The organism is Hugenholtzia roseola DSM 9546 (assembly GCF_000422585.1).
In the GTDB taxonomy this organism is placed as follows: domain Bacteria; phylum Bacteroidota; class Bacteroidia; order Cytophagales; family Bernardetiaceae; genus Hugenholtzia; species Hugenholtzia roseola.
On record NZ_KE383878.1, the window covers coordinates 109,806 to 136,262 of the forward strand.

Annotated in this window: 36 protein-coding genes; 13 read left to right on the forward strand and 23 right to left on the reverse strand. The window is 42.9% G+C overall.

Annotation, left to right across the window (positions count from 1 at the left end; genetic code table 11):
- Nucleotides 1–263 precede the first annotated feature (263 nt).
- Nucleotides 264–773, reverse strand: a complete 510-nt coding sequence (locus G500_RS0108845; RefSeq protein ID WP_211220148.1) for a hypothetical protein — start codon at nt 771–773, stop codon at nt 264–266.
- A gap of 253 nt (nt 774–1,026) precedes the next feature.
- On the opposite strand from G500_RS0108845, the gene G500_RS0108855 reads away from it, so the two are divergent.
- Nucleotides 1,027–2,283, forward strand: coding sequence for a site-2 protease family protein (locus tag G500_RS0108855; protein ID WP_051203397.1), 1,257 nt, complete (start codon nt 1,027–1,029; stop codon nt 2,281–2,283).
- Nucleotides 2,284–2,385: 102 nt separating this feature from the next.
- Nucleotides 2,386–4,338 (forward strand): T9SS type A sorting domain-containing protein, encoded by a 1,953-nt coding sequence (locus tag G500_RS0108860; protein WP_027002292.1) that lies wholly within the window; start codon nt 2,386–2,388, stop codon nt 4,336–4,338.
- A 145-nt stretch (nt 4,339–4,483) separates the two neighbouring features.
- Here the strand turns inward: G500_RS0108860 and rplQ are convergent, their stop codons facing one another.
- The 22 genes from rplQ to rplP all read right to left on the reverse strand — a co-directional run bounded on the left by rplQ (nt 4,484) and on the right by rplP (nt 16,722).
- Nucleotides 4,484–4,963 (reverse strand): 50S ribosomal protein L17, encoded by a 480-nt coding sequence (gene rplQ, locus G500_RS0108870; protein WP_027002293.1) that lies wholly within the window; start codon nt 4,961–4,963, stop codon nt 4,484–4,486.
- Nucleotides 4,964–5,011: 48 nt separating this feature from the next.
- A complete protein-coding gene (locus G500_RS0108875) occupies nt 5,012–6,004 on the reverse strand; it encodes a DNA-directed RNA polymerase subunit alpha (RefSeq protein WP_027002294.1) in 993 nt (330 codons plus the stop codon).
- Nucleotides 6,005–6,164: 160 nt separating this feature from the next.
- Nucleotides 6,165–6,770 (reverse strand): 30S ribosomal protein S4, encoded by a 606-nt coding sequence (gene rpsD, locus G500_RS0108880; protein ID WP_027002295.1) that lies wholly within the window; start codon nt 6,768–6,770, stop codon nt 6,165–6,167.
- A 251-nt stretch (nt 6,771–7,021) separates the two neighbouring features.
- Nucleotides 7,022–7,414 (reverse strand): 30S ribosomal protein S11, encoded by a 393-nt coding sequence (gene rpsK / locus G500_RS0108885; RefSeq protein WP_027002296.1) that lies wholly within the window; start codon nt 7,412–7,414, stop codon nt 7,022–7,024.
- Between the two features lie 53 nt (nt 7,415–7,467).
- A complete protein-coding gene (gene rpsM / locus G500_RS0108890) occupies nt 7,468–7,836 on the reverse strand; it encodes a 30S ribosomal protein S13 (protein WP_027002297.1) in 369 nt (122 codons plus the stop codon).
- Between the two features lie 24 nt (nt 7,837–7,860).
- Nucleotides 7,861–7,977: a type B 50S ribosomal protein L36 gene (ykgO, locus tag G500_RS25500; RefSeq protein WP_086047862.1), complete on the reverse strand. Its 117-nt coding sequence runs from the start codon at nt 7,975–7,977 to the stop codon at nt 7,861–7,863.
- A 184-nt stretch (nt 7,978–8,161) separates the two neighbouring features.
- The gene (gene infA, locus G500_RS0108895; protein WP_027002298.1) at nt 8,162–8,380 is read right to left on the reverse strand and encodes a translation initiation factor IF-1; all 219 of its coding nucleotides are present in this window, start codon (nt 8,378–8,380) and stop codon (nt 8,162–8,164) included.
- 249 nt (nt 8,381–8,629) lie between these two features.
- A complete protein-coding gene (gene map, locus G500_RS0108900; protein WP_035756859.1) occupies nt 8,630–9,433 on the reverse strand; it encodes a type I methionyl aminopeptidase in 804 nt (267 codons plus the stop codon).
- Between the two features lie 216 nt (nt 9,434–9,649).
- Entirely contained in the window at nt 9,650–10,984 is a 1,335-nt protein-coding gene (gene secY / locus G500_RS0108905; RefSeq protein ID WP_027002300.1) for a preprotein translocase subunit SecY, read from the reverse strand.
- Nucleotides 10,985–11,144: 160 nt separating this feature from the next.
- Nucleotides 11,145–11,591: a 50S ribosomal protein L15 gene (gene rplO, locus G500_RS0108910; protein WP_027002301.1), complete on the reverse strand. Its 447-nt coding sequence runs from the start codon at nt 11,589–11,591 to the stop codon at nt 11,145–11,147.
- 53 nt (nt 11,592–11,644) lie between these two features.
- Nucleotides 11,645–11,824, reverse strand: coding sequence for a 50S ribosomal protein L30 (gene rpmD, locus G500_RS0108915; protein WP_027002302.1), 180 nt, complete (start codon nt 11,822–11,824; stop codon nt 11,645–11,647).
- A 19-nt stretch (nt 11,825–11,843) separates the two neighbouring features.
- On the reverse strand, nt 11,844–12,356 hold the full coding sequence (gene rpsE, locus G500_RS0108920; RefSeq protein ID WP_027002303.1) for a 30S ribosomal protein S5: 513 nt from the start codon (nt 12,354–12,356) through the stop codon (nt 11,844–11,846).
- Between the two features lie 23 nt (nt 12,357–12,379).
- Entirely contained in the window at nt 12,380–12,730 is a 351-nt protein-coding gene (rplR, locus tag G500_RS0108925) for a 50S ribosomal protein L18 (RefSeq protein ID WP_035756862.1), read from the reverse strand.
- Between the two features lie 50 nt (nt 12,731–12,780).
- Complete coding sequence (rplF, locus tag G500_RS0108930; protein WP_027002305.1) at nt 12,781–13,338, reverse strand: 50S ribosomal protein L6; 558 nt, start codon at nt 13,336–13,338, stop codon at nt 12,781–12,783.
- 114 nt (nt 13,339–13,452) lie between these two features.
- A complete protein-coding gene (rpsH, locus tag G500_RS0108935; protein WP_027002306.1) occupies nt 13,453–13,854 on the reverse strand; it encodes a 30S ribosomal protein S8 in 402 nt (133 codons plus the stop codon).
- Nucleotides 13,855–13,995: 141 nt separating this feature from the next.
- The gene (gene rpsN, locus G500_RS0108940; RefSeq protein ID WP_027002307.1) at nt 13,996–14,283 is read right to left on the reverse strand and encodes a 30S ribosomal protein S14; all 288 of its coding nucleotides are present in this window, start codon (nt 14,281–14,283) and stop codon (nt 13,996–13,998) included.
- Nucleotides 14,284–14,312: 29 nt separating this feature from the next.
- Complete coding sequence (gene rplE / locus G500_RS0108945; protein WP_027002308.1) at nt 14,313–14,858, reverse strand: 50S ribosomal protein L5; 546 nt, start codon at nt 14,856–14,858, stop codon at nt 14,313–14,315.
- Nucleotides 14,859–14,876: 18 nt separating this feature from the next.
- The gene (rplX, locus tag G500_RS0108950; RefSeq protein ID WP_035756865.1) at nt 14,877–15,227 is read right to left on the reverse strand and encodes a 50S ribosomal protein L24; all 351 of its coding nucleotides are present in this window, start codon (nt 15,225–15,227) and stop codon (nt 14,877–14,879) included.
- Between the two features lie 24 nt (nt 15,228–15,251).
- The gene (rplN, locus tag G500_RS0108955; protein WP_027002310.1) at nt 15,252–15,620 is read right to left on the reverse strand and encodes a 50S ribosomal protein L14; all 369 of its coding nucleotides are present in this window, start codon (nt 15,618–15,620) and stop codon (nt 15,252–15,254) included.
- A gap of 95 nt (nt 15,621–15,715) precedes the next feature.
- Nucleotides 15,716–15,985, reverse strand: a complete 270-nt coding sequence (rpsQ, locus tag G500_RS0108960) for a 30S ribosomal protein S17 (RefSeq protein WP_027002311.1) — start codon at nt 15,983–15,985, stop codon at nt 15,716–15,718.
- A gap of 78 nt (nt 15,986–16,063) precedes the next feature.
- A complete protein-coding gene (gene rpmC / locus G500_RS0108965) occupies nt 16,064–16,252 on the reverse strand; it encodes a 50S ribosomal protein L29 (RefSeq protein ID WP_027002312.1) in 189 nt (62 codons plus the stop codon).
- A gap of 38 nt (nt 16,253–16,290) precedes the next feature.
- On the reverse strand, nt 16,291–16,722 hold the full coding sequence (rplP, locus tag G500_RS0108970; RefSeq protein ID WP_027002313.1) for a 50S ribosomal protein L16: 432 nt from the start codon (nt 16,720–16,722) through the stop codon (nt 16,291–16,293).
- Between the two features lie 719 nt (nt 16,723–17,441).
- On the opposite strand from rplP, the gene G500_RS24980 reads away from it, so the two are divergent.
- From G500_RS24980 to G500_RS0109040, 11 genes are all read left to right on the forward strand, one after another.
- On the forward strand, nt 17,442–18,131 hold the full coding sequence (locus G500_RS24980) for a YARHG domain-containing protein (protein WP_161626110.1): 690 nt from the start codon (nt 17,442–17,444) through the stop codon (nt 18,129–18,131).
- Between the two features lie 77 nt (nt 18,132–18,208).
- A complete protein-coding gene (locus G500_RS22985) occupies nt 18,209–18,430 on the forward strand; it encodes a peptidoglycan-binding domain-containing protein (RefSeq protein WP_051203398.1) in 222 nt (73 codons plus the stop codon).
- 257 nt (nt 18,431–18,687) lie between these two features.
- The gene (locus G500_RS0109000) at nt 18,688–19,182 is read left to right on the forward strand and encodes a hypothetical protein (RefSeq protein WP_027002317.1); all 495 of its coding nucleotides are present in this window, start codon (nt 18,688–18,690) and stop codon (nt 19,180–19,182) included.
- Nucleotides 19,183–19,245: 63 nt separating this feature from the next.
- On the forward strand, nt 19,246–19,773 hold the full coding sequence (locus G500_RS0109005; RefSeq protein WP_154657091.1) for a hypothetical protein: 528 nt from the start codon (nt 19,246–19,248) through the stop codon (nt 19,771–19,773).
- Between the two features lie 88 nt (nt 19,774–19,861).
- Nucleotides 19,862–20,515: a hypothetical protein gene (locus G500_RS0109010; RefSeq protein ID WP_027002319.1), complete on the forward strand. Its 654-nt coding sequence runs from the start codon at nt 19,862–19,864 to the stop codon at nt 20,513–20,515.
- 120 nt (nt 20,516–20,635) lie between these two features.
- Nucleotides 20,636–20,971 (forward strand): hypothetical protein, encoded by a 336-nt coding sequence (locus G500_RS0109015; protein WP_027002320.1) that lies wholly within the window; start codon nt 20,636–20,638, stop codon nt 20,969–20,971.
- Between the two features lie 101 nt (nt 20,972–21,072).
- Nucleotides 21,073–21,774, forward strand: a complete 702-nt coding sequence (locus G500_RS0109020) for a hypothetical protein (RefSeq protein WP_027002321.1) — start codon at nt 21,073–21,075, stop codon at nt 21,772–21,774.
- A gap of 30 nt (nt 21,775–21,804) precedes the next feature.
- A complete protein-coding gene (locus tag G500_RS0109025) occupies nt 21,805–22,707 on the forward strand; it encodes a right-handed parallel beta-helix repeat-containing protein (protein WP_027002322.1) in 903 nt (300 codons plus the stop codon).
- Nucleotides 22,708–22,907: 200 nt separating this feature from the next.
- Complete coding sequence (locus G500_RS0109030; RefSeq protein ID WP_027002323.1) at nt 22,908–24,767, forward strand: AIPR family protein; 1,860 nt, start codon at nt 22,908–22,910, stop codon at nt 24,765–24,767.
- A gap of 139 nt (nt 24,768–24,906) precedes the next feature.
- The gene (locus G500_RS0109035) at nt 24,907–25,557 is read left to right on the forward strand and encodes a hypothetical protein (RefSeq protein WP_027002324.1); all 651 of its coding nucleotides are present in this window, start codon (nt 24,907–24,909) and stop codon (nt 25,555–25,557) included.
- Nucleotides 25,558–25,725: 168 nt separating this feature from the next.
- Complete coding sequence (locus tag G500_RS0109040) at nt 25,726–26,127, forward strand: hypothetical protein (protein WP_027002325.1); 402 nt, start codon at nt 25,726–25,728, stop codon at nt 26,125–26,127.
- The last annotated feature ends 330 nt before the right edge of the window (nt 26,128–26,457 follow it).

Sequence of the window (26,457 nt, forward strand, 5' to 3'; positions counted from 1 at the left end):
TCGTAATTGGGGTATTTTGATTTCAAAATTCGCAAAAAATATTCCCTTTTCCAAATTTTCCGCCGTCTATTTATCGGCTCTTGGCGAATTTTCTTGTATAGAAATGGCACTTTTTGTCGTTTTCACCCAAAAAAATAAGGTTTCGCTGTTTTTTTCTAAAATAAAATACGGAATTGTCGTTTTTTTCGCCGTCCTCTTGTTCGGATTTTTTTGTGGTATCCATGTTTCAAAAAAAGGCATGAAAAACCTTTTTCGCGCTTTTTTCAATCGTAGAAAGGCAACAATTTGTCTATGTGCTTCAACAAAACGTCAATATCTTGTAACATATCCTCTGCATGGGGCAGGAGTCTTTGGGCATGGGGAAGCAGCATATCGATGTGGGGGAGCAATTTTTCGGCATGAGGCAATAAAACTTCGGCATAGGGAAGCATGATATTTTTATAGGGCAATAGCTTTTCAGCCACAGGCATGAGCAGGTCAAAATAGGGCAGTAGGATATGTGCCTTGGGCAGGAGCGCGTCGGCATGGGGGAGCAAAATGGCAGCTTGGGGCGCAATCTTATCGATATAAGGAAGTAAAGTTTCTTTATAGGGCAGCAATTTGTCTAAGTGGGGAAGCAAGACATCGGCATGGGGCAGGATTGCGTCTATGTGGGGTGCAAGCTCGTCGGCATTGGCAAAAAGGGCAAAGCCATGTGGGAGCAAAGTCGGTGCTTTGCTCAATAACTTTGTTACATTTTTAAATAGGAGGCGATATGTGCGGCTTTTCGGCAAGGGCGATTTTGTTATCAGACAAGGCAGAAGAAGGAAGGCAGGAATTTTACAAAAGAACAAAAAAAAAGGGAAAGCGTTTGTATAAAATCCGATTTCGGCTCTTTTTTTTGCCCTTTAAACGCAATTTAAAACGCTTTTAAAATTGCTCCCTACTCTTTTTGCTTCGGCGCGAAAGTAGGAAAAATAAGAAAAAAGACTTATTTTTGAGCATCTCTTAATCCTATATTTCACCTTTCTCCTCTATTGCCGCGCTATGTCTGATGACCACGCTTCTTTTTCTTATCCGCCTGCCTCGCCTGCGCCACGCACGAATTGGAAAACAATCTTGTTTCAAATTTTGCTCTTTTCTCTGACACTTATCAGCACTACTTTTGCAGGGGCAGAATGGATTTATGCCGACAGTTTTTTCAATTTGGTAGAAAGCGATACTTTTCTTTCGGTAGCAATCGTACAAGGGAATTTGGGTTGGTCGCATTGGTTAGATGGCTTGTACTATTCTGTGCCTTTTTTAGGGATTCTCACCTTTCACGAATTTGGGCATTATTTCGCTGCCTTACACTACCGCCTGCGTGTGAGTTTGCCCTACTACATTCCAATATGGTTGGGCTTTTTAGGTATGCCCTCTACTATCGGCACAATGGGCGCATTTATCAAAATCAAATCGCCTTTAAAAACTCGTGCCGCCTTTTTTGATGTGGGCATAGCAGGTCCTTTGGCGGGCTTTGTCGTCGCTTTGGGGGTCTTGATTTATGGCTTCCAAACCTTTCCGCCTCAAAGTTATTTGATAGAAAAGCCGCACCCCCAATGGCAAGCCTTTTATGAACAACATGGCAACACCAAATTTGTATATGCTGCCCAAGAAGATTTTGTGAAAAGAGGGTACAGTTTAAGTGGGCAAATTGAGTTGGGAACAAACCTACTCTTCGAGTTTTGCAAACAATTCCTCATCAATGACCCTACAAATTTGCCTCCTAATAGCGAATTGATGCACTATCCTTGGATTTTGGCAGGTTATTTAGCCCTTTTCTTTACAGCCCTTAACCTGATGCCTATCGGACAGTTAGATGGAGGGCATGTCTTGTATGGGCTTTTGGGAAGTAAAAGACATGGGGCTATTTCGCGCATCATCTTTGTCGTTTTTATCGGATATGCAGGATTGGGGCTTTTTTCTATCCAAGACAACTATCAAGACCTACTTCTCTATGGTGCTTTGTACCTCTTTTTCCTATATGCAACCTTAGAACGCAGTTTCGAGTCGCGCCTCACTGCCCTTGTCATAGCTACTGCCATCTTCACGACTCAATTTGTACTCAAAACCGTCTTCCCTACCGTAGAGGGCTATCAAGGCTGGCTACTCTTTGGCTTCATTATCGGTAGATTTTTAGGCACAGCGCACCCCGAAGCCTTAGACGAAAAAACACCGCTCTCTCCGTTTCGCAAGTTTTTGGGCTGGCTGGCGCTGATTGTTTTCATTCTTTGCTTTTCGCCTACTCCATTTGTAATAAGCTAATAAAAAATTGACTCTTTTCTCACTTTTTTCAAAAGGAAAGCATTTTTTCCGTATTTTAGTGCCACTAAACTTTTATCTCACGCTCAACAAATATTGAAACTTATGAAAAAAAATATTTTATTTTTATCTATGATAGGATTTTTTCTATTATGGAACAACACCACTTTATTGGCACAAAGCGACGCTTGTGCAGATGCGACGGCAATTACAGCCAATTTCAGTTGTAATAATAGCAACTATTCTATTCCTTCCACTTTCACACGTGATGCCATCTCAGCAGCCTCTTGCGTCAGCAATGCCAATAACCGCGAAGACGGTTGGCATAGTTTCACCGCCATCGGGACAAGCTCTACCATTACCATCACAACAAATAGAGATGTAGCCATTGCCGTTTATAGTGGCAGTTGTGGCAGCCTAACCGAGTTGGGTTGTGAAGATGCACTTGGAAATAATGGAACAGAAACGCTAACGATTGCCACAACCGTCGGCACAACTTATTTTATCCGAATCATACGATATGAAGCAGGTGGAAATAACAACATGACGGGCAATATCTGTGTAACCAGCCCTCCGCCGCCCCCTGTCAATGACATCTGTACAGGGGCTATCGAGCTTACCGTAGGCGAATTTGAGTGCAGTCCTATCAATGGCACTACCGTCAATGCTACTGCCAGCAATGCCTTTGGCGGCGCACCCTCCTGTGCCAGTGGAAACGGCGCAGAAGATGTGTGGTATAGATTTACCGCTCCTGCCAGCGGCGATATTGCCCTTAGCACAATAGCAGGCACAATGACCGATAGCGGCATGCAACTCTATCACGCGCCTGATGGCACTTGTGGCTCACTTAATTCGGTAGAATGTGATGACGATGACGGACAAGGCAGCATGTCGCAGATTGTCAATTACAACCTTATACCCGGCGATGTCTATTACGTGCGCATTTGGGATTTTGGTGGGGGACAAAGTACGTTTGGCGTTTGTGTGCAGCAGCAATATTCAGACTGCAATGTCAGTATTCCCTTATGCAGTGATGCCGCCTTTAATACCAATAGTTTTGGTTTTGGTGCAACACAAGACCCTATCAATAACTGTTTTGGCACTTTTTCGGAATCGCAATCGGTATGGATAAATTTTGAAGCCCAAACCACTGGCACACTTTCCTTTGTCATAGATTCACAAAATAGCCCTGCCGACGATTATGATTTTATCGTTTATCGCGCCAATAATCCAGACTTTTGTACCAACGTCGCTACCAACGGAACAGTCGTTTCCTGCAACGCACGCTCCAGCGTAGGCGCAGGCGGCACCACAGGCGTAAGCACTGCTTTGGGCGGCACTACCAATTCCGAAGGTCCCAATGCAGGCAATCCTTTCAATTTAGACATCAACGCCACAGCAGGCGACCGCTTTTATCTTCTTATCAATAATTTTAGCACCACAGGCATCGGCTTCAATCTCTCCTTTGGCGGCACTGCCGACCTCGACTGCACCATACTGCCTGTGGAAATGCAGGAATTTAAGGGACAAGTACAAGGCGAGCGAAATTTGCTCCAATGGGTTACGGTATCGGAATGGCAGAGCGAAGCCTTTGAAGTAGAGCGTAGTGCAGATGGCAAAAATTTCGTTTATTTGGGTAGGATTCAGGCAGGTAAAAATGGCAAAAGCAAACAATACTACCAATTTGCCGACAATCAGCCCCTCGAAGGCGATAATTATTACCGCCTCAAACAAATAGACCAAAATCAGACCTTCACCTACTCGAAGACTATCCTATTGCGAAACGCCTTCAAAAAGAGCTTCCAGATAACCAATTTATACCCCAATCCTGCCCAAGAAGAACTATCCCTAACTTTCTACTTGCCACAAAACGACCTACTATACCTCGAATTTCTAACGGCAGAGGGCAAAAAGTGCTTCTCCGATACAAGGCACTTCGAGGCAGGCGAACAGACTTGGCAACACAATATCGCTTCTCTTCCTGCGGGTTTGTATCTAATCCGACTAACCCAAACCCAAAAAGGCGAAACTTCATTCAAAAAATTCATTAAAAGATAAATTTTAAAGGGAAGTTTTGTAAAGAAGTTTTATAGGAAAAGCCTGCTGGCGCGTCTGTAGCTTGGCTCTGACAACACAAAAGCCCTTCTTTTTCAAAAAGAAGGGCTTTTTGTAGAAAAACAAGAGAAAAGTACCGCTTTCGGTCTTATTCCTCTGTGCTGTTTTCTGTTGCTTCAGAAGCTGTATTTTCAGGTGCAGCGTCGGTTGCTTTTTTCTTGCGACGGCGGCGCGTTTTAGTGGCTTTGCCTTCGCCTTTCTTCATCAAATCGTTGTAATCGACAAGCTCGATGAAGCAGATTTCAGCAGCATCACCTACACGCTGTCCCAATTTCAAGATGCGTGTATAGCCACCGGGACGGTCTGCAATTTTTTGTGCAATCTCATCAAAAAGGATTTTGACCACTTCTTTGTCTTGCACCTTAGCAAAAACTAAGCGTCTTGCGGCTGTGGTGTCGGTTTTGGCTTGTGTAAGCATCGGCTCTACATAGCTGCGCAAGGCTTTTGCTTTCGCCAAAGTGGTTTTGATGCGCTTATGTTTAATGAGCGACGATGCCATGTTAGCCATCAAAGCCTTACGATGTGAGGCTGTGCGTCCGAGTGTATTGATTTTACTTGCGTGTCTCATTTTGAAGTTCGTTGTGCAATTTGACTACAAATTGCGGAGGGTGAGAGATTAGTCTTCGTCTAAACGATACTTAGATACGTCCATGCCAAAAGTAAGTCCTTTCTCATTGACGAGTTGTTCAAGTTCGGTGAGGGATTTTTTACCGAAGTTTCTAAATTTCATCATATCTGAAATCTCTAAACTTACCAAATCGCCCAAAGTCTTGATGTTGGCTGCCTTCAAGCAGTTGTAAGCGCGTACCGAAAGGTCTAACTCTGAAAGCGGGGATTTTAGCAAGCGACGCATGTAGAGCATTTCCTCATCTACGGCTTCCTGCTCTTCTCTTTCGGCTTCATCGAGGGTGATGTTTTGGTCGGAGATAAGTAGGAGATGCTTGATGAGCAAGTGTGCAGCCGATTTAAGTGCCTCCTCTGGGTGAATAGAGCCATCAGTTTTAATTTCGATGAGCAACTTTTCATAGTCGGTGCGCTGTTCTACGCGCGTATTTTCGATGCTATAACGCACGTTTTTGATAGGCGTGTAGATGGCATCAATCGGAATATAACCGATAGGCATTTCGGTAGCGGGCTTGTTTTCCTCTGCGGGAACGTATCCTTTGCCTCTATCAATAAACAGGTCAATCTCGAACTCTACCGATTCATCTAAATGGCAAATCACCAAGTCAGGATTCAGAATGGTAAAATCGGAAGAGTTAATCCCTAAATCGCCAGCTGTGATGACGTTCTTTCCTTTGACGTGCGCCGAGAATTTCAAAGTAGGTTCTTCTACTTTCCTCTTCAAACACACCATTTTCAAGTTGAGGATAATTTCACTCACGTCTTCCACTACGCCTTCCATAGTAGAAAATTCGTGTAACACAGAGGGGATTCGTATGCCTACGATGGCATAGCCTTCAAGCGAAGACAAGAGTACGCGGCGCAGAGCATTTCCTATCGTAACCCCATAACCGGGTTCAAGCGGCTTAAACTCGAATAGCCCGTGGAAGTCGTCTGCTTTTTCCATTACCACCTTTTCGGGCATCTGAAATCCTAAAACTGCCATATTGTTTGCCTTCTTTGGGTTTGAAAACCGTTGGTTTTGATGATGTAGAGAAAGATTGAAAAGATACAAAATAAAGCGGACGCAGGAAAAAAAGCGTGTCTGACCTTCTTGCGTCCGCGGTCAGGAGCGTACTTGCTAAGGCAGCCTGCCAAAAGCCTGCTTACTTAGAGTACAATTCTACGATAAGACGCTCTTGAATGTTCTCAGGCACTTCTTCGCGTTCAGGATAGCTCATAAATTTACCCGCCAACTGGTTGCTATCCCATTCCAACCAAGAATACTTGTTGGCTGCACGCCCAGAAAGGCTTTCAGAAATGACTTCTAAGGACTTAGACTTCTCACGAACTCCCACGATATCGCCAGGGCGCAATGCGTAAGAAGGCACATTGACGACCTCACCATTGACGGTGATGTGCTTGTGACTGACGAGCTGACGGGCAGCGCGGCGTGTAGGTGCAATGCCTAAACGATAAACGACGTTGTCAAGACGCGCTTCCAAGAACTTAATCAAGTTATGACCTGTCGCACCTTGTTTGCTGGCAGCACGCTTGAAAAGATTAGAGAACTGACGCTCTAACACCCCGTAGGTGTGCTTGGCTTTTTGTTTTTCCATGAGCTGGACGGCATAGTCGGACGGCTTACGACGGCGACCTTTGCCATGCTGACCCGGCGCATAAGGCTTACGCTTAAGAGCCTTACTAGGACCGAAGATAGCCTCGTTGAAGCGGCGTGCTATCTTATCAATAGGACCTGTATATCTTGCCATAAGAATTTCGTACAATTTGGGGCTTGCCTGCCGAAAGGGTATCGGTGCAGAGCCTTGTGGTTTGCGATTGATGCAAATAATTTGAGAGAAAACCGCTCTCCAATCAGGTAGATAAGAGAGGGCGAAATCTAAACAGTGGATTTACAGCCTGCACTCTGCTCGCGCGTAAGATTGCCGAGCCAGTATATTATATCAAAAAGATACAAGCAAGTGGGCGAAATCGACAACTGTTTCAGCATTTCTGAAAGAGATTAAACGCGACGGCGTTTGGGTGGACGGCAACCGTTGTGAGGTAGTGGCGTAACATCTTTGATAGAGGCAATTTCAATGCCTACCGCGCTAATAGCGCGAATCGCAGACTCACGACCAGAACCAGGTCCTTTGACGAAGACATCTACCTTGCGAAGTCCTAAGTCAAAAGCGCGTTGTGCGCAATCTTTTGCCGCAACCTGAGCTGCATAGGGCGTGTTTTTCTTCGAACCCTTAAAGTTCATTTTACCCGCCGAAGCCCAAGTGATGACCTGTCCAGCCTCGTTGGTCATAGAAACGATGATGTTGTTGAAGGAGGCTTTGATGTGTGCCTGCCCTGTCGCTTCTACTTTAACGACGCGCTTTTTAGCTTTATCTTTTCTTTTTTGTGCCATGTTTTTTAAAATTCGATAGGGACACGGTTCGGATTAGAAGTCAGTTGCCCTTATTATTTTTTCTTGTTGGCAACTGTTTTGCGCTTACCTTTGCGGGTACGCGCGTTGGTTTGGGTGCGCTGACCGCGAACAGGCAAACCCTTACGGTGGCGAAGACCACGGTAGCAGCCGATGTCCATCAAACGCTTGATGTTGAGCTGCACTTCCGACTTCAATTCACCTTCCGTTTTGTAGTTTTGAGCGATAAACTCGCGAATGGCGCGTGCCTCTTCGTCTGTCCATTGCCCTGCACGCTTATCAGCAGAAATGCCTACGCTTTCCAAGATAGTTCTTGCACGTGTAGGACCGATTCCATAGATGTAAGTCAAACTAATGACTCCACGTTTTTTGTCGGGAATATCTACCCCTTGTATCCTTGCCATAGTGTAGTTATAGATTGAGTTGGATTAGCCTTGTCTTTGTTTGAATCGCGGATTTTTCTTGTTGATGACGTAAACTTTTCCTTTACGGCGAACAATCTTGCAATCCGCACTGCGTTTTTTTACAGATGCTCTTACTTTCATGGGAGTGAAATTTTAGAGAGAAGACTCTCGATTTTGCGATTGAGAACAAAAGAAGGACTTGGCTTGGCTTTACGTTTGAGAACTTCACAAACCTGAAGGCTTGCCGCCACAGACCTTAGACAAAACCACCCACAGGGAAAGTTGGGAGCAGCGCGTCTTTAAACGCCAAATCGCAACTCTTTCGCTACTTGTAGCGATAGACGATGCGTCCGCGTGTCAGGTCGTAGGGCGACATCTCCAATTTCACTCTATCGCCCGGCAAGATTTTGATGTAATTCATTCGCATTTTTCCTGCAATATGTGCAATTACTTGATGTCCGCTTTGAAGTTCTACGCGAAACATCGCATTGGATAAGGCTTCTGTTACAACGCCGTCTTGCTCGATATTAGCTTGTTTGGGCATAAAGGTAGGTTAGAGATGGTAAATAGTTTTTGATTAGATAAATTACGGAATTAGTTTCCACAACATCACTTCGCCAACTGTCTGATTTCAAACGAAATGCAAAGGTAGTCTTTTTTTTTGGATTTGCAAAACTCTATTTGCGATAAAGTTTTTACTTTTTAAGAGATTCTTTCAAAGCGAAATTCTCTATTTGAAAGAAAACAAGACTTAGGGTTTATCCAAGAAAACCGATTTGAGCGAGTGCGCTTCTCAAGCTGTCTTAGTAGAACTAAGTACGGCAAGCCCCAACGCCTCCTCGATATATTTGAAAGTGGTCAAGATTTCAGGCTTGCCATTCAAAATAGCAACGGTATGTTCGTAGTGTGCCGAGGGCTTTTTGTCCATAGTGCGGATTGTCCAGCCGTCTGCCTCCTGCACAATGGCACGACTTCCCAAATTGACCATCGGCTCGATGGCTAAAACCAAGCCGTTTCGCAATTTTTCGCCCTTGCGCGGCTTGCCAAAGTTGGGAACTTCTGGCGATTCGTGCAGGTTGCGCCCAATGCCATGTCCTACCAACTCACGCACTACCGAATAGCCTCTCTTTTCTACAAAAGTCTGAATAGCCGCACTCACATCACCGATACGATTGCCGTAGGTAGCTTTCGCAATTCCTTCATAAAGCGAAGCCTTTGTTGCGTCTAATAGTGCCTGTACTTCGGGCTTGACCTCGCCCACAGGGTAAGTATAAGCACTGTCAGCGTGATAGCCATTGAACAACACGCCACAATCGATGGAGATAATATCGCCCTCTCTCAAAATATATTGACTTGGAATCCCATGCACGACGACTTCATTAACAGAAATACAAAGCGAGGCAGGGAAGCCTGAATAATTGAGAAAAGACGGTATCGCCTTATGGTCGGCAATATACTCAAAAGCGATTTGGTCTAATCGTTTGGTAGAAACACCGGGCTTAACGTGTTTAGCAACTTCGCCATGTGCGCGCCCCAAGAGGTCGGCACTCACGCGCATGCGTGCAATCTCGTCAGCGGTTTTGTAATAGATAGGCATAGTTTCTGACGTGTGCCTGCACAAAAGCATGCGGCACAAAGAAGGAATAAGAAGTGAATGATTTAGCACGGCGAAAGCAAAGTAATTTCTTACTTTGCTTATCAGAATAGTAGAAAACGCATCATACTATTGCCATTTTGCTTGCGCCACTGTGCTTATTGTTTCAAAAAACCAGACGACAGTTTTCAAGAGCTGTCGGCGAGTTTCTTGTCAAGATTAAATAACGTCTAAATGGGGTTGTGTCCTACCTTCGGCAGAGCCGTCCATCAGACCTTCGTAATCTTTGTCAAGCAAATAGCTTTCTATCTTTTGTAGTGTATCCAATACTACCCCCACCATGATAAGTAGTGAAGTACCGCCGTAGAACTGCGCAAATTGCGCCCCTACGCCTGCTGCGGCTGCTAAGGCAGGTAAGATGGCTATGATGGCAATAAAGATAGCACCGGGCAAAGTAATTCTATCCATAATGGTAGAAATGTGAGTTGCCGTTTCCTCGCCGGGCTGTACGCCGGGAATGTAAGCATTATTGCGCTTCAAATCTTCTGCAATTTGCTGCGGATTGATAGTAATGGCAGTATAAAAGAAGGTGAAGAGGATAATCAGAACGCCAAAGAGCAGATTGTATTCCCAGCTTGTAAAGTCTGCGAAACGCTGCGAAATGTAATCAGCCGTAGGTGTGTCCTCTCCGCGAAAAGCAGAGGCGATAAGCGGGGGAAGAAACATCAAGGCTTGTGCAAAGATGATAGGCATTACACCAGCAGCATTGACTTTCAGGGGCAAAGTAGAGCGAGGATTAGCACCCATAGCAGCTCTTCTGCCCTTTCCACCCACCATCTGACGTGCGTATTCCATAGGCACATGACGAACTGCTTGAATGACCAAGACCGTACCTACCACAACAAAGAAAAGAGCGAAGATTTCTAAGAAGAAAATCAACAGACCATCTATGCCACGTAGGGTAGATTCCTGCCACAAAGCGTCGGGGAAACGTGCCACAATACCAATCATGATGAGCAAAGACACCCCATTTCCGATACCCTTTTCCGTGATTTTTTCGCCCAGCCACATACAGAAAACTGTACCGCCTGTAAGCAAGACCATCGAGGCAAAAAGGAAGAAATTGGAGTTGATAAGGATAGCTTCATTAGGGATTGTCCCTTTGATATAAGCCACCGATTGGAACAGCGTAATCGCAATCGTGAGAAAACGTGTAATTTGATTCAGGCGTTTTCTGCCCGATTCGCCCTCTTTTTGTAGTTTCTGAAAATAGCCTACCGCAACGGTTAGAAGCTGTATCACGATAGAAGCCGAGATATAGGGCATAATCCCTAAGGCAAACACAGAGGCACGGCTAAAAGCTCCACCAGAAAAGAGGTTGATGAAGTCTAAAAGACCACCTTGTGCGCCCTCGAGCTTGTCAGGGTCTACGCCCGGCAGAACCACATAGGAGCCAAGACGGAAGACCAGCAAAAAGCCGAGCGTAACCAAAATGCGGTTGCGTAGTTCCTCGATAGAAAAGATATTCTTTATCGTCTGAATGAACTTATTCATGAGTTCTCACGGATAAAATAAATGAATAGTTAGCAAAAACAGAAAGTCGTTGGCTTACTTTTTCACCACACAAACGCCGTATCTTACGAGCCAAACGCTTGCTTGGTAAGAAAACGCAAAGAAACGATTTTTTCTGAAATTCCTAACTATTGTAATAAGATTAAAGCGTAGCGACTGAGCCACCCACTTCCTCGATTTTGGCTTTGGCAGCCTCCGAGAAAGCATGTGCCGAGACCTCGATTTTGCTTTGAAGTGCGCCGCGGTTTAGGATTTTGACTCTGTCTGTCTTGCCTACCAGTCCGTTGGCATACAACACTTCAGGGGTGATGGTAGAGATACCTTTTTCGCTCGCCAATTTCTCGAGGGTGTCTAAGTTGATGGGCTTATACTCTACTCGATTGAAATTCTTAAAACCGAACTTAGGAATACGACGCTGCAAAGGCATCTGACCGCCTTCGAAGCCTTTCTTGTGGCTGTAGCCAGAGCGCGACTGTGCGCCCTTATGACCACGGGTAGCCGTTCCGCCCTTACCAGAGCCTTGCCCACGTGCGATACGTGTTTCGGCTTTGACCGAACCCGCTGCGGGTTGAAGGTTATGTAGTTTCATTGTCGTTCTCTTGTTAGAAGATGAATATCAGGGAGAGGTGGGAGCAGGAGTGCTTAGAGGGCTTCCACTTTAACTAAGTGTGCCACTTTTCTAATCATGCCTTTGATAGTTTCAGAGTCTTCTTGCTCTACCGACTGATGAATTTTGTGCAGCCCCAGGGCTTTGAGCGTCAAGCGTTGTGCTTGGGGACGCTTAATGGTGCTGCGAGTTTGGGTGATTTTGATTTTAGCCATATCTATTGAAGAGAGGGCATTAGCCGTTGAACACTTTGGAAAGTTTAACGTTGCGTTGTTGTGCTACCGAATGGGCATCACGCATATTGAGCAAGGCATTGACAGTAGCGCGAACGACGTTGCCGGGATTATTAGAACCCTGCGATTTGGCAAGGACGTTGTTGATGCCTGCTGCTTCTAAGACGGCACGTGCGCCGCCACCAGCGATAACACCTGTACCTTTTGAAGCAGGTTTGAGCAATACCTTGGCTGCGCCGAATTTGCCGATAATATCGTGTGGGACAGTGGCATTGATGATAGGAACTTTAACCAAGTTTTTCTTGGCATCTTCTACCGCTTTATTGATAGCATCTTGTACTTCGAGAGCCTTTCCTAAGCCGTATCCTACTACGCCTTCGCCATTGCCCACGACAACTAATGCTGAGAAGCTAAATCTGCGTCCGCCTTTCACTACTTTGGCAACCCGATTCACAGCAACAACTTTTTCCTTCAATTCGCCCGTTTCGGCTACTTTTACCGTATTGAGGTTCATAATCTAAGGTTGTGAGTTTGTGATTAAAATATCAGACCGCCTTCTCTTGCGCCTTCAGCGAGGGCTTTCACGTTGCCGTGATAGAGGTAGCCGTTACGGTCGAAAGTAACAGTATTGATGCCTTTGGCTAAGGCACGCTCGGCAAGCAGAGTGCCTACTTGCTTAGAGTTTTCGATGTTGCGCGTTCCCGCTTGTAGAGAAGCACTAACTAAGGTTACGCCTGCGTTGTCGTCTATCAGTTGGGCGTAAATCGCTTTATTGCTGCGAAAGACGCTAAGACGAGGACGCTCGGCAGTTCCGCTCACACGCTTGCGAATACCTTTTTTAATACGAGCGCGGCGTTTGAGTTTAAGCGCGATGGTAGTAGCTGACATAGTTCGTGTCTATTTTATGTCTGTTTTGTATCCAGCCAGTGGTGAAGAAATTATTTTTTCTTGCCGCCTGCTTTACCAGCCTTACGACGAATGTTCTCCCCTACAAATTTCACACCCTTACCTTGGTAAGGCTCTACTTTGCGTAGCGAGCGAATCTTGGCAGCGATGTGTCCGATAAGTTGCTTATCATTACTTTCCAAAGTAACGATAGGATTCTTACCCTTGACCATCTCGGCAGCGACTTTCACCTCGTTGGGGATTTGGAAAAAGATAGCGTGCGAATAACCTAAGTTTAACTCCAACACTTGTCCGTTGGTGGCAGCTTTATAACCTACCCCTACCAACTCTAATTGGAGTTTGTAACCTTCGGTAACGCCTTTGACCATATTTTGTACTAAGGAACGGTAAAGCCCATGCAAAGCACGTGCGTCTTTAGATTCGGCATGACGCTCGAAGACCACTTCGCCGTCTTGCATAGAAGCAGATACGTCTTTGTGAAGGGTCTGCTTCAATTCGCCCTTAGGTCCCTTGACGGTCAAGACATCTTTGTCAATGGTTACACTTACACCGTTTGGAATACTAATCGGTTTTTTACCTATACGTGACATCGGGTCTGTTTTTTGAAGGTCAGTGTAAAATTTCGGCGGGAAATTGTGTTTCTAAGGGGCTATTCGCTCCCTAAAAAGTCATCTCTGAATAGCAAACCGCCGAAGAAGCTAAGATTAGTAAATGTAGCAAAGCACCTCGCCGCCGATGTTATCTCTACGAGCCTCTTTGTCAGTCATCAAGCCACGCGAAGTGGAGATAACCGCAATGCCGAGTCCGTTCATAACGCGCGGAAGTTCGCTTGCTTTACGATACTGGCGCAACCCTGGACGGCTCACTCGCTCTAAGGCAGAGATAGCCGCTTGTTTGGTTACAGGATTGTACTTCAAGGCAATTTTGATAGTGCCGCCGATGCTGGCAGCTTGGTCAAATTTATAGCCTTGGATATAGCCTTTATCGTATAAAATCTTGGTGATTTCTTTCTTCAATTTAGAAGAAGGAATCTCAACAATGCGATGGTTGGCTCTGATGGCATTTCTGATGCGAGTCAGATAGTCTGCAATTGGATCCGTTGTCATTCCCTCAAGAATTTATTTCCTTCGTATTCGGATTTGAAATAAGAAGACGACACAGGGCAATCAAATCGTTCCGATTGTGCCGTCGGTAAGTTTGGACGGTAAGTTTAAGGACAGAGAAGGCGTGATAGGCAAATGTATTGCTTACCAGCTTGCTTTCGTTACGCCCGGAATCTTACCCGCAGAGGCTAATTCACGAAACGTAACCCGTGAAATGCCAAATTTGCGCATATAGCCACGTGGTCTGCCTGTGAGTTTGCAGCGGTTGCGGAGGCGCACTTTAGAGCCGTTGCGTGGCAATTTGTCTAAGAGTGCTTGCGCTTCTATGTCCCCGTCTTTGACGCGCTTTTTCAAGTCGGCGCGTTTTTCAGCTTGTAGGGCTACAAGTTTCTCGCGTTTGCGTTCGCGTGCGATAATGGAAAGTCTTGCCATAATTGCTACTTAGGGTTAAAGTGAGTGGCTTAACTACGGAAGGGGAGTCCTAAGCCTTTGAGAAGTGCCATGCCCTCTTCGTCGGTAGCCGCGTTGGTTACAAAGGTGATATCCATACCTGAAATTTGCTTTACCTTATCGATAGAGATTTCGGGGAAGATAATCTGCTCCTTGATGCCAAGCGTGTAGTTGCCACGTCCGTCGAAGCCCTTGTCGCTAATGCCGCGGAAGTCGCGGACGCGAGGCATAGATACGGTAGTGAGACGGTCTAAGAACTCATACATGCGGTCGCCGCGCAAGGTTACGCGCACACCAATGGGCATGCCCTCGCGCAATTTGAAGTTCGCTACTGATTGCTTGGCGTAGGTAGGAACGGCACGCTGACCAGTGATGTTGGAAAGCTCTTCTACCGACACGTCGATGAGTTTCTTATCTGCAACGGCTTGTCCGATACCGCGATTGATGCAAATTTTCTCTAATTGAGGGACTTGCATCACCGTCTTGTATTGGAATTTTTCGCGCAAAGCAGGCACTACTTCGTTGTAGTATTTTTCCTTTAATCTGGGTCTTGCCATGACGATGATTTGGACGAATTATTTAATAATTTCTCCGCTTTTCTTAGAATAACGAACGGTTTTGCCGCTTTCATCTTTCTTGCGTCCGATGCGGGTAGGCTCGCCACTTTTAGGGTCGAGGTGCATCAGGTTGCTCACATGAATCGGCATCTCAATTTCAATAACGCCACCTTGTGGTTGTTCGGCAGTAGGCTTGATGTGTTTCTTTGCCATTTTCATACCGCTCACGATGGCACGCTGCTTTTCAGGAAAGACTTTCAAAATCTCGCCTTTCTTGCCTTTATCTGCGCCAGCGACTACGATAACCGTATCGCCAGTCTTGACGTGCAGTTTAGGGGTTTTTGCAGGTGTTTTGCTTGATGTCTTCATACCTTTAAACAAGGTTAGGAGTGATTAAAGAACTTCGGGTGCTAAGGATACGATTTTCATGAACTTCTTTTCACGAAGCTCACGTGCAACGGGACCGAAGATACGAGTGCCACGCGGTTCGTCTTGCGCATTGAGCAATACGGCGGCGTTCTCTTCAAAACGGATATAAGAACCGTCTTTGCGGCGGATAGCCGATTTGGTGCGTACCACGACGGCTTTTGAAACTGCGCCCTTCTTGACGTTGCCAGAAGGAACGGCAGATTTGACTGCCACAACGATTTTATCGCCTACGCTGGCATAACGCTTGCCTGTACCGCCTAATACGCGAATACATAACACTTCTTTGGCACCACTGTTATCGGCTACTGCCAGTCTGCTTTCTTGTTGTATCATCGCTCTTAATGAGTTAAGGAATAAGATGATGCGCTTATTAATAAACTCGCCTGCCGAAGGGCAGTGGAGTAGGGGAGGTCAAGAGCGGCGAAGGGTTACTTAGCGCGTTCTATCACTTCGGCGAGTCGCCAGCACTTATTTTTGCTAAGTGGGCGCGTTTCTATGATGCGTACTCGGTCGCCTATCTGACAAGTTTGCTCCTCGTCGTGCGCCATAAATTTAGAGGTACGCTTTACAAATTTCCCGTAAAGGGGGTGCTTCATACGACGCTCTACGGCTACAACAATGGTTTTATCCATCTTATTGCTCGTTACGATGCCGATGCGCTCTTTGCGTTGCTTTCTCTCTATTTGGGTAGATTCCATAGATAATTGGGCGTTTGCAAGTTAGGAATTTGGAAATAAAGCAGCTGATAAGCATGGCTTCTTCTAAACAAAAGCGGCTTATTTTGTGCGAGCTTGCAGATGCGTTTTGAGGCGTGCTATCGTGCGGCGCGTATGTCGCAAGGAAATCGGATTTTCTAACGGAGCTACTGCATGGCTGAAAGAGAGCTTCTGCAATTTGGCTTCCAATTCCTTGATTTGTGCGTGAATGTCCTCGGTAGAGAGCGCACGAATGTCTTGATTTTTCATATCTTTTCAGATAATAAGTTTGGTAAAATAAGACCCTACTACTGACCAGCTTCGTAATCTAAACGTACCACAAATTTAGTCAGGATAGGTAGCTTTTGAGAAGCCAAACGCAAGGCTTCACGTGCAAGGGCTTCATCAACCCCTGATACCTCGAATACTACCGTACCCGCTTTGATAGGTGCTACCCAGTATTCAGGCGAACCTTTACCTTTACCCATACGTACCTCAGCAGGCTTCTTCGTAACGGGCTTATCGGGGAAGATACGAATCCAGACCTGACCTTGACGTTTCATCGCGCGTGTAACAGCGATACGGGCAGACTCGATTTGGCGAGAGGTAATCCAGCCCGGTTCTAAGGCTTTGATAGCAAAGTCGCCAAAATTAACGGTATGACCGCGTTGGGCGACCCCTCTGGTACGCGATACCTCCTTATGGCGTTTGCGGAATTTGGTGCGCTTTGGCTGTAACATAACTTCTTGCTATTGAGTTGCGGATACAATGGCTTTACCCTACGTGATACTTGCGTGCCTTTGGGTTGCTAACCCTATAAAAGCGGCGGTCTGACTGCAAAACGGGGAAAGGTGCGTGTGTGGTGCAAATAGCGCAACACCCATCAGGCTTTCCTTTTTCAAAAGTCAAACCCAAACGAAATGTCCTCTCTTAAACTTCTTTACTGTATGCCTAAATAAAAATGTGAAGGAGTTTGCTTTGTAGTAGCCCTACTTCAATTCATAATCATTGATACAAAATAGGCGTTTAAAGGCGGACTTTTGCGCGACTGCCTTGTTTTATCTTGATAGCAAACACAAGTAGCAGGCGTACATAGTATCCGTTAGGGACTGCAAAGGTACAAACTATTTTCAACTTTCCAAACCCGAAACGCTTTTTTTTCGCTTTTTTTCTGAAAATGAGGAACTTTTTTAAAATGACACGCGCCACTCCCAATCAGGTTACTTTCTAAAATTAGAACAAGACAATGCCTTTTGCCTACCGCTACCCAATATTTTTAGCACGCCTAACTGCCCAAAAGCCCTTTTCGCAAAGCCAAACTACACTTTCATAAAATTTGAAAAGTGGGCGCATCTTTTAGACCCTATTTTTGCACCAACTTTGAAGGCTGCCCAATGGCACACCACTGCGATTATTTATTGCAGTTATGACAATCATTCACTACTTTTCAATTTTTAAAATGACACAAATACAAAAATTCTTATTACTGCCCTTTCTTTTTTGGGTAGGTGTAGCAGGCACACTTATCGCGCAAAGGTCGGTTTCAGGTTTTAGCATTACTTTCACCTATGGCTCTGGTATCGAAAACTACAGTTTCTGTCCCGAAGGACGCTTAGTCCATGAATCAATGGGAATGTATCGTTTTGGCTTTTGGGAGCAGCGCGGCGGAGATGTTTTTTATACCTTCAACGCCACTTTCGTACCAACAGGCTTTGGAAAACGCGACAACATGGGCGGCGCAAATCTGCCTGACTGGGCATATTACGAGCATCACTACTACGAATTTAGGTCTGAAATAGAACGCCTTTCCTTTAATGCAGACGAATTGGCACAAGGCGAATGGGAAACACTCGATGCCAACACAAAGCGCATCTATTGTGGAAAGGGCGATTTTAGTTATATCGGCGACTACCCACAAGCCTCTTTGGTGCCGCTTTCGGAAGGCGATATGATACGTCTGACAAAGAGCCAACTTAAAATCATGAGAAATGAAATCTATGCGCGTTATGGCTACATTTTCAAGACCGAAGCCATGAAAAACCACTTTGCAAACAAGGCTTGGTATCAACCTACGAAAAGCAATGTAGATAACTTGCTCACGCCTTTGGAGCAGGCAAATATCGCGCTGATACAAAAGTACGAAAAATAGCAACAAAATAATTTTTTATTTTACAATTAATTCACTTATCAAACTCTTATTTATCCACCTTTTCCTTTTTATTTTCTATGATTCAACAAGGAAGCAAAAGCCCTGAAGTATTGCAGTGGCAAAAGTTTTTGGTGCAGATTGGCAATAACATTGCCGTAGATGGCATCTTTGGTGCAGGTACGCGTCAGGCTACCATGAACTTCCAAAAATCGGTAGGCTTAACCGCCGACGGCATTGTGGGCAAAAATACCTATACTGCCGCCCGACAAAAGGGCTATGCAGGCGATTACAACGCCTAAGCCTATCCCTGTGCTTACTCTCATTTTTTACTTTTCCTACTTTTTAGAAAACGATACAGCAAAACTGTATCGTTTTTTTCATCTCATTTTATCACCTAAGCAGAGGCGAAAATTTGCCCAAAAGCCCTTTTCACAAAGTCATACCGCTATTTCATAAAAAACACAAAAAAAAATAGTCCTACTCCTACTAACTTTGCAAGCATATCAAAAAGTTCATTCTCTTTGGTTTTCGCTTTTCACGTCAAAAACGCAATTTTATGCAAAAACAACCTTTTTTCACATTCGCCTTCGCCTTTTTCCTACTCTTTTTGGGGTTGCCCAAAAACGCCACAGCGCAGGATACGGAAAAGTTTTGTCATAAAATAGGCAACTATTGTTTCAACTACACCCCAAGCCTGCTAACGGCTACCTATGGGGATATGGACATCGCTTATTTCAAAGATAGCGCAGGCGAAACTATCCTAACCACTTGGTTAGACGAAGAATCAGAAGATTATGGCACGATGGAAAATGCCTTTCAAAATGCCGTTTCGGAAATAGAAAACTTAGGTACAGAAGGCGATAGATTTATAGATGAGGACGGAAAAGTTTATATCGTCGACGGGGTAGTAGAAAATACGCACTACCGTATGCGCATGGTGGTCAGAAAAGGCGGCAAGCAATATATCGTTTTCGACCTCTATTGCAAAATAGAAGACCGCAAGACCTACCAAGACGAGTTTTCGCGCCTGATGAGCAGTTTTAAAATCTAAATGCAAACCCTTGCGCTTGCTCTGATTTTCTTTTTTCTTTTTTTCAATTCAAATCTTTCTATCATGTATTTCCTATTCAAAAAAAATGCCCTTGTGCTTTCCTTTCTAATGCTTAGTCTAATTTTGGGATTGAGCAGCTGCACAGCCAAAGTAGAAAGCACAACGGACGAGGCGCAATCAAAGGCTTTGCAAGTGGATAGCACAGAGGCACAAGCCGCCAACGGTGAAACTGCCGAAGAAGTCGTCGAAGAGCCTTATGACGATGATGCACCGCGAATAGACGAAGACCAACTCAAACTATTGCAGGGAGCTTGGGAAACAGGCGACCCCGACGCACCCGAAGATTCTGAAAACGGCTGGTATGGCTTCACCATCAGCGGCACTGAATGGAACGACCGCGCCTATGCCGAAAGCGAAATGGGTCCTGCCCAAATTTCATTTGCAGGCGACATGCTCCTCTGCACGCATAGCGTTTATGGGGTGCAAAAACGCCGCATTATCAAATTGACAAAAGACGAATTTATTTTCCAAATTGTCAATGAAGATGGCAGCACTTATCCGCAAACCGTTTGTAGAAGACAAAAAAATTAGCACTTCAACACAGGGGCTTCCAAACATTACTGCTTTTTATTACTTTTTGTGGTTTTGATTTTCAAATCTTTTTCTCCTTTTATATTATATGAAAAAAATGTCTTTGGCAGGTATCGCCCTGCTCGCCTCAATGAGCTTACAAGCCTGCGGAAATCAATCCGAAGCAACAACGGCTACCGCAGATACCGCCCAAGTGATGGCAAATGTCGAAGCAATAACGACGGCAGAAACCACAAAAAGCCCTTTCCAAGAGAGTTTAGAAAAGGCAGGCGTAAAAACCTACAACTCTTTTGAGGAACTTATCAAAGGAAGCACCCAACTCTATGCCACACTAAACCAAGGCACAGACTCTCAAAATCCTTCTTATAACTTAGTGGCGCAAGTACCCACTTCTGCACCCGAATTTGAAGTATTAGGTAATTTCTTTGCCAACCAAGCCAATCAGTCTTATGAAATTTATGGCTTGTATGCCGAAAACAACGTCATTTTTGTAGTAGGCTCTTATGCAGGCATGATGAGCAGCGGCTTAACCTTAGTAGCCCTTTCTGCCGAAGGGCGCGGTCTGGACGAACAAACACTTATCAATATTGCCCCACATGGCAGCATAAGTTTAGACCAAATCGAGGGCGAAGTTATGACCATCACTACCGAAATTATCGATGTCGAGGGCAAAGAAGAGGCACAAAGCGAAACCCAAAAGCGTAAGTTTAGTTTTGAGCAACGACGTTTTGTCAAGCAGTAATTTCTATCAAGAGCGTTTATGGATAATTTGTAAAAAGTGCTAAATACAACACTACAAAACCTATTCATAAACGCTATTAGAGCCTAACACTCACATTTTTCAACCCAAATTTCTTTTTATATGAAGTTTTCTTTTGTAAAATTCTGTACCCTTTTTTCTTTTGCCGCCTTGATAGGCGTAGGTAGCACCGCCTTTGTTGGCACAAGCCCCAACAGCATTGCCCTTGTTGCACCCAAAGGCAAGATTTGTTTCAAAATTAAAAACGATACAGGCGCAAGCCAAACGCTACACACAGGAAGCGGCACAAAGCCCATGAACAATCTGACCACCAACGAAATTTGTATAGAAGAAGGTGGCAAATTGTACTTAGCTGATAAAGGTAGAAAGGGCAAAGTTTTGTTAGAAGTAACAGCGAAGGTCGCCAATAAGACCTACAAACTTTCCGACCTCATGTAAGCCCAGAGGCAGATAAAGTATAAGTTTGCTAACTTTGCCCTTATTTGAGATTTTGCTCGAATAACGGCAAAGTTTATCCCCTCACCCAATCTTCTTTTGATATGAAAAAAACAAGCCTTTTTCAGTTTCGCACCCTTTTTGCAGCAGCCCTTTTGATGGGCTTTTTTTTGGTAGCTTGCGCCAAAAAACAAGATGCCGAACAAAGCACAACTTCCGCCGATAACACCGCCGCGCTCGTTTCCGAAGCCGACCAAAATAGGGGCAATGATTTGCCACAAGAGGATTATCTTATCTCTTGTGAAGGCGTAGGTAAAATCAAGATGAGCTATGACTACGCCAAACTCAAAGAGCTTTTTGGCGAAAAAGTGTCTGAAATAGAGGCAGGACACGATGGCGACTACTGCGATGTCGTCCTAAGTGCAGGCGATACGCTGACGGTTTATTGGGATTTTCAGACCGAAGTAGGGAAAAAAATTGGCTTTATCGTCGTGAGCAATCCCAACTACAAAACCCAAGAAGGCTTCTATGCAGGCATGCCCGTTTCAGAACTTGAAAGTTTGATAGGCAAACCCTTTGAGGTGTATCATTCTGTAGAAATGGGGCGTTTGATTGTCAAAGACGAAAAAGTGAACAAGTGCTTTTCTCTCCAACTTCGCCAAAAAAATAACCCCAATCAGTACATTGCAGATTTGCTGCCACAGCTCAAAGGCAAAAACCAAGATGTAACTTTTTCTTCCGACGAAAGCAACTTTGTAGCCCTCAATCCTTATCTCGACTACCTCGAAGTTTTTAATACCAAATAAAGCCTTTTTAAACCCTAATTTTTCTGCCCCATGTACAAAAAAACACTTCTGCTTGCCCTTTTTGCCCTGCTTTTACTGCCCCAAGATAGCCTTTGGGCGCAAGTACCTGTGGGAAAAGCCTTAGCCATGAGCAACAATACGCCCAAAACGGTGCGCGTCCGCAATGTAGCCGAATTTGTGGCTGCCCTACAATCCAATACGACCATCGAGATGGAATACGGCTTGTATAATTTGAGCAACTACAATAGTGAAGCCTACTATGATAGCGACTACCCCTATTCGGGTTTCCACATCAACGGACTTTCCAACCTAACTATCAGAGGCGTAGGCGATTTCCCTACCGAAATTATCTTAGATGCCGACGCATACGCTACAGTTTTAGCCTTTAATAACTGTAAAAATGTGCGCTTAGAAAATGTAGAAGTTGGGCATGGTGCTTCGACAGGATATTGTCAGGGGGCAGTTTTGCGTACCTACAAAACAGATGGCTTTTTTGTGAGCCGCTCTGTTCTCTATGGTAGCGGCACTTATGGTTTAGAAGGCACAAATAGTCAGAATATTACGATAGAAAATAGCACAATTCGCAGCACCACCTATGGCGCACTCTATCTTATCGAGTGTGGTTATGTCAATTTGAACAAGGTTACTTTTACAGATAATGGCAATTTAGATATTTTTTCAATCCATGATTGTAGCAATGTTATCTTTAATAGTTGCATTATCAAAGATAACACCAATAGCAATCCCGACACAGAATACCATCAACATAGTAGCAACAAACTCTTTCAGGTAGATGGCAATTCGGTTACGCTTAATAACTGCCTTATCAAATTTAATCGCGTAGATTATTTGGCAAATTCGCGCAGTGCTATTCGCAACAATGGCTCACAGATAGAAAGCAATAACACCTACAAGGGCATGTACGAAAAATAATTTACCCATTTTTGGGTATCATAAAAAGAAAAAAGGGCTTCTCTACAAAGAAGTCCTTTTTTTGTACAAAGCCCTATTTCTAATTTGGAAATGTGTGAGAAGTTTTGTAGGTTTGCTTTTTGAGGGGAAATGCAAAGTCGCTTGTGGGTAGCTGCTATTGGGTGTTATTTGTTTTAAAATAACATAAAAAAACAACAAAAATGCTTACAAAAGACTTTTATAGCATCATAGACGTAGAACTCGATGCACTTATCATAAAATATAAAGATGACAACTTCATCAAAAAGCATAAAAGTGCTATTAACAATCAAAAGTCTTATGCCCTTTTGATTTGGTTTCTTGATTTTTATGGCAGAATATCCAATTATTCTAACTTTATCACAGACGGAGATAATGATAGCTCTTGTGATATTGTATTTGATAGCCTTGATAATCAAGGAAATAAGGTTTTTTATATCGTTCAATCAAAGTGGAACAATGTAGATAACTCTGAAAAAGAAACAAATAAAGATGAGATTTTAAAAGCCCTCAATGATTTTGAAACCATTTTACGTGGCGAAAAGAAAAGTGTAAATGAGAAACTAAAATCTAAATTAGAAGAACTTGATTTGCACTTAAAAGCAAATGGTGAGGTAAAATTTATTTTTCTTTCACTTTCTCAATACAAAGGTGGTGCCGATGAAAATATTGAGGCATTTCGAAATAATGATGTTAAGACTAAATTTGAAGTAATTGATATTAACAGAATTAGAGTTGATTATATTGATAGGAAGTATAAAAAAATAGACCCTATCAATCCTCTTGAAACCTATCAAAACCCCGAAGAAAGTTCTGTAACGCTTGAAATTGTACAAAAAGGCGGTAGTATAAAAATTGAAAAGCCTTACGAGGCATATATGTTTTTACTTCGCCCCAAAGCAATTTGGGAACTTTTTAAAACCTATAATTTTTCACTGTTTTTCAAAAATGTTCGCAATCCTTTATTACAATCTCAATTTAATCAAGAAATTGAAAAAACAGCCATAGAGGAGTCTAACCTTTTTTGGTATTATAACAATGGAATAACCGCAATTACTTACCTACTTCCAGAAATTGGCAAAAAAGCTGAAAAAATAACGGTTACAGGTTTACAAATTATCAACGGTGCGCAAACAGTTTATGCCATTTATCGTGCTTATGAAAGTGCTTCACCTACACAAAGATTAAAAATGGATAGCGAAGTCTTAGTTACTTTGCGTTTGCTAAAATCAGGAGGAAAATCTTTTGATTTGAATGTTACTCGCTACACTAATCGCCAAAACCCTATCCAAGACAGAGATTTTTACGCCAATGATGAAATTCAAGTAAGCCTGCAAAATGCGTCCTATCAAACAAATGTTTGGTATGAAAAAAGAAGAGGTGAATTTAGAGAAACCCCTAAGGGAGTTAGAACAATGCCAAACTTAGTTTTTGCCAATGTATATTTAGCCTATCACCTACAAGACCCTGTAAGCGTACTAAAAAATCACACCCAGCGATTTAAAACAGATAAAGATTTAAACTTTATTTCTCATAAAGACCACAAAGATGGTTTGTATGAAAAAATATTTAATAGTAACACCTCTTTTGAGGATATGCTTTGCGCTTTTTATGTGTTTGATGTAATTTTTAAACCGTTACAAAGAGAATTTTCTTATTCATTTAAAACAAACTTATACCATTTACTTGCTTTATTTAAAGTTGCCTTTACAAAGTATCTTACTGCCAAGTATGGAGATAAGATTAATGTAAACAGACAGATAGTCAAAATCTATGAGCAGGGAGAAAAAGAGGTTATCATAAAGACCTTTAAATTTCTTAATCAGTTTGTTGAAAAACAGATTGAGGTAGCCGATAACGAAAAAAAGACAACAGAACGTATGTTTAAATTTTTGTTCACATTATCACACTATCAAAAAATTTATGATGCACTAGAAGACACTGAAATATCTGTAAAAGACATCGACGACATTGTCTTAAAAGATAATGATGATATAATTGAAGGTGATAAAGATACCGAAGTAAAAAGTGAGCAAGAATAAAAACAATGCCTAACATTACATTTGCGTAAGTCGGGCTAAGGTGCTGTTTTGAAATTTAGTGCTTTTTACTTATTTTTGCGCTTGTGTGAGGTGTAACGCTATTAAATCCCGCCCTCCGCAAACATTTTTCCATTACAGAATGTTCCAAAAGACGACACCATCGATACAAGACAACAAAATATTACGAACTATTCTGGTTACAGTTTTCGGAGCTTGGTTCGCATACAAGTTGTATCAGACATATCAAGATGACTTTTTTCTTGATGGAATTATTTTGTTAATAATTGCACTAATTGGACTATTAGTTCTCATTTGGACAATTCGTAAAGACCTAAAAGCGTTTCAGACTTCGCAAAAATTGACAAGCTATTTGCCAACCTTTATCGGATTATTATTTATCCTGGCAAATATCGGTTTATTCTATTACCAAAATAACAAAATAAATACACCAACTTTAATTAGGGCTTTTTATGATGGTGACTTTAATGGTTTTTCCGTAGATTTTAAGAAGAACGGAAATTACGTAATAGCAAACGGAAGCGGACTTGGGCAGCGTTATTTTTACGGAACTTATACTTTGAAAGACAGCCTTATTACAATAGACAAATCAAGTATTAGCACTTGTATAAAGACTAATAAGTTTGTTATTAGAACTGAAAATTATTACCCAAAAGACAACATTCATTTAATAAAATCAAAAGCGAATTATATTACTCAAATTGATGAAAAAGGAAATGAAATTGATAGGGAATTTCGGCTTCGTGTAATAGAGGACAGTAGAAACGAGTGAGCGAAAAACACCTTGCAACATAGTTTTTGCGAATTGAAAATCAGCGAAGACGAATGTATGTATTTAGGCTTTTGTGCTTTCTATAAACTTTCTGTTTAGTGCAAATAAAATGTTATTTAGTTTTTTTATACATGTTTTCTTCTAACAAAACCTCAAAAAAACGTAAAAATGCAAATTTGGTTAGTTTATTTGATACTATTAGTCCATAGCGTAGTAGTGGGAGTTACCATTGCAGGCTGCATCGCCTTATTGACAGGACGCTTTACAAAATTTCACAAAAAAGACTATTTCGCTTGGCTTTTTATGATATTTACAATCGGTCAAATGATTTCATTATTTTTTACAGGCGGATGTTTCCTTACAGATATAGAGAAAAAAATTAGACTTGAAATTGACCCAACTTCAACCTATTCAAAAACCTTTTTACAAGAATATCTACCATTTCTACCTGATGGATTCATTGATTCCATTCCTTTCATAACGCTTGGTGGACTAATTGGAGCAATCATTCAAATATGGTTTGCTATTAGACGAAGAAAAAATAAAGATGAACAAAATACAAACAACTAAACAATACTAATATTTAAAAAAAACAAAGTTTATTGTTTTAATGAATACTCATTTTTTACGATTATTGATTTCCACTGTTTGGCGAAGCCTTCAGAATACTAAAAAATAAAGCTAAGTGTTAGGCTTAACCACAGACTAAGTCTAATCCATTCAGCAAATCTTAGATTTACAGAGCCACTACGATTAAAATATCTAAAAACAGCATTTTATATTTGTTTTTTGCTACTTCTGTAGTATCTTACAGCGCAAATCTAAGATTTGCCCTGATAGGTCGTAGTTAGAAGCTACGCCCACCAGGGGACAAGTTGAAAATTTCAAACAAAATAGCTA

Coding starts and splice junctions, on each gene's coding strand:
- G500_RS0108855 (WP_051203397.1), top strand. CDS start 1,027: ATGTCTGATGACCACGCTTCTTTTTCTTATCCGCCTGCCTCGCCTGCG.
- G500_RS0108860 (WP_027002292.1), top strand. CDS start 2,386: ATGAAAAAAAATATTTTATTTTTATCTATGATAGGATTTTTTCTATTA.
- rplQ (WP_027002293.1), bottom strand. CDS start 4,963: ATGAGACACGCAAGTAAAATCAATACACTCGGACGCACAGCCTCACAT.
- G500_RS0108875 (WP_027002294.1), bottom strand. CDS start 6,004: ATGGCAGTTTTAGGATTTCAGATGCCCGAAAAGGTGGTAATGGAAAAA.
- rpsD (WP_027002295.1), bottom strand. CDS start 6,770: ATGGCAAGATATACAGGTCCTATTGATAAGATAGCACGCCGCTTCAAC.
- rpsK (WP_027002296.1), bottom strand. CDS start 7,414: ATGGCACAAAAAAGAAAAGATAAAGCTAAAAAGCGCGTCGTTAAAGTA.
- rpsM (WP_027002297.1), bottom strand. CDS start 7,836: ATGGCAAGGATACAAGGGGTAGATATTCCCGACAAAAAACGTGGAGTC.
- ykgO (WP_086047862.1), bottom strand. CDS start 7,977: ATGAAAGTAAGAGCATCTGTAAAAAAACGCAGTGCGGATTGCAAGATT.
- infA (WP_027002298.1), bottom strand. CDS start 8,380: ATGCCCAAACAAGCTAATATCGAGCAAGACGGCGTTGTAACAGAAGCC.
- map (WP_035756859.1), bottom strand. CDS start 9,433: ATGCCTATCTATTACAAAACCGCTGACGAGATTGCACGCATGCGCGTG.
- secY (WP_027002300.1), bottom strand. CDS start 10,984: ATGAATAAGTTCATTCAGACGATAAAGAATATCTTTTCTATCGAGGAA.
- rplO (WP_027002301.1), bottom strand. CDS start 11,591: ATGAAACTACATAACCTTCAACCCGCAGCGGGTTCGGTCAAAGCCGAA.
- rpmD (WP_027002302.1), bottom strand. CDS start 11,824: ATGGCTAAAATCAAAATCACCCAAACTCGCAGCACCATTAAGCGTCCC.
- rpsE (WP_027002303.1), bottom strand. CDS start 12,356: ATGAACCTCAATACGGTAAAAGTAGCCGAAACGGGCGAATTGAAGGAA.
- rplR (WP_035756862.1), bottom strand. CDS start 12,730: ATGTCAGCTACTACCATCGCGCTTAAACTCAAACGCCGCGCTCGTATT.
- rplF (WP_027002305.1), bottom strand. CDS start 13,338: ATGTCACGTATAGGTAAAAAACCGATTAGTATTCCAAACGGTGTAAGT.
- rpsH (WP_027002306.1), bottom strand. CDS start 13,854: ATGACAACGGATCCAATTGCAGACTATCTGACTCGCATCAGAAATGCC.
- rpsN (WP_027002307.1), bottom strand. CDS start 14,283: ATGGCAAGACTTTCCATTATCGCACGCGAACGCAAACGCGAGAAACTT.
- rplE (WP_027002308.1), bottom strand. CDS start 14,858: ATGGCAAGACCCAGATTAAAGGAAAAATACTACAACGAAGTAGTGCCT.
- rplX (WP_035756865.1), bottom strand. CDS start 15,227: ATGAAGACATCAAGCAAAACACCTGCAAAAACCCCTAAACTGCACGTC.
- rplN (WP_027002310.1), bottom strand. CDS start 15,620: ATGATACAACAAGAAAGCAGACTGGCAGTAGCCGATAACAGTGGTGCC.
- rpsQ (WP_027002311.1), bottom strand. CDS start 15,985: ATGGAATCTACCCAAATAGAGAGAAAGCAACGCAAAGAGCGCATCGGC.
- rpmC (WP_027002312.1), bottom strand. CDS start 16,252: ATGAAAAATCAAGACATTCGTGCGCTCTCTACCGAGGACATTCACGCA.
- rplP (WP_027002313.1), bottom strand. CDS start 16,722: ATGTTACAGCCAAAGCGCACCAAATTCCGCAAACGCCATAAGGAGGTA.
- G500_RS24980 (WP_161626110.1), top strand. CDS start 17,442: ATGACACAAATACAAAAATTCTTATTACTGCCCTTTCTTTTTTGGGTA.
- G500_RS22985 (WP_051203398.1), top strand. CDS start 18,209: ATGATTCAACAAGGAAGCAAAAGCCCTGAAGTATTGCAGTGGCAAAAG.
- G500_RS0109000 (WP_027002317.1), top strand. CDS start 18,688: ATGCAAAAACAACCTTTTTTCACATTCGCCTTCGCCTTTTTCCTACTC.
- G500_RS0109005 (WP_154657091.1), top strand. CDS start 19,246: ATGTATTTCCTATTCAAAAAAAATGCCCTTGTGCTTTCCTTTCTAATG.
- G500_RS0109010 (WP_027002319.1), top strand. CDS start 19,862: ATGAAAAAAATGTCTTTGGCAGGTATCGCCCTGCTCGCCTCAATGAGC.
- G500_RS0109015 (WP_027002320.1), top strand. CDS start 20,636: ATGAAGTTTTCTTTTGTAAAATTCTGTACCCTTTTTTCTTTTGCCGCC.
- G500_RS0109020 (WP_027002321.1), top strand. CDS start 21,073: ATGAAAAAAACAAGCCTTTTTCAGTTTCGCACCCTTTTTGCAGCAGCC.
- G500_RS0109025 (WP_027002322.1), top strand. CDS start 21,805: ATGTACAAAAAAACACTTCTGCTTGCCCTTTTTGCCCTGCTTTTACTG.
- G500_RS0109030 (WP_027002323.1), top strand. CDS start 22,908: ATGCTTACAAAAGACTTTTATAGCATCATAGACGTAGAACTCGATGCA.
- G500_RS0109035 (WP_027002324.1), top strand. CDS start 24,907: ATGTTCCAAAAGACGACACCATCGATACAAGACAACAAAATATTACGA.
- G500_RS0109040 (WP_027002325.1), top strand. CDS start 25,726: ATGCAAATTTGGTTAGTTTATTTGATACTATTAGTCCATAGCGTAGTA.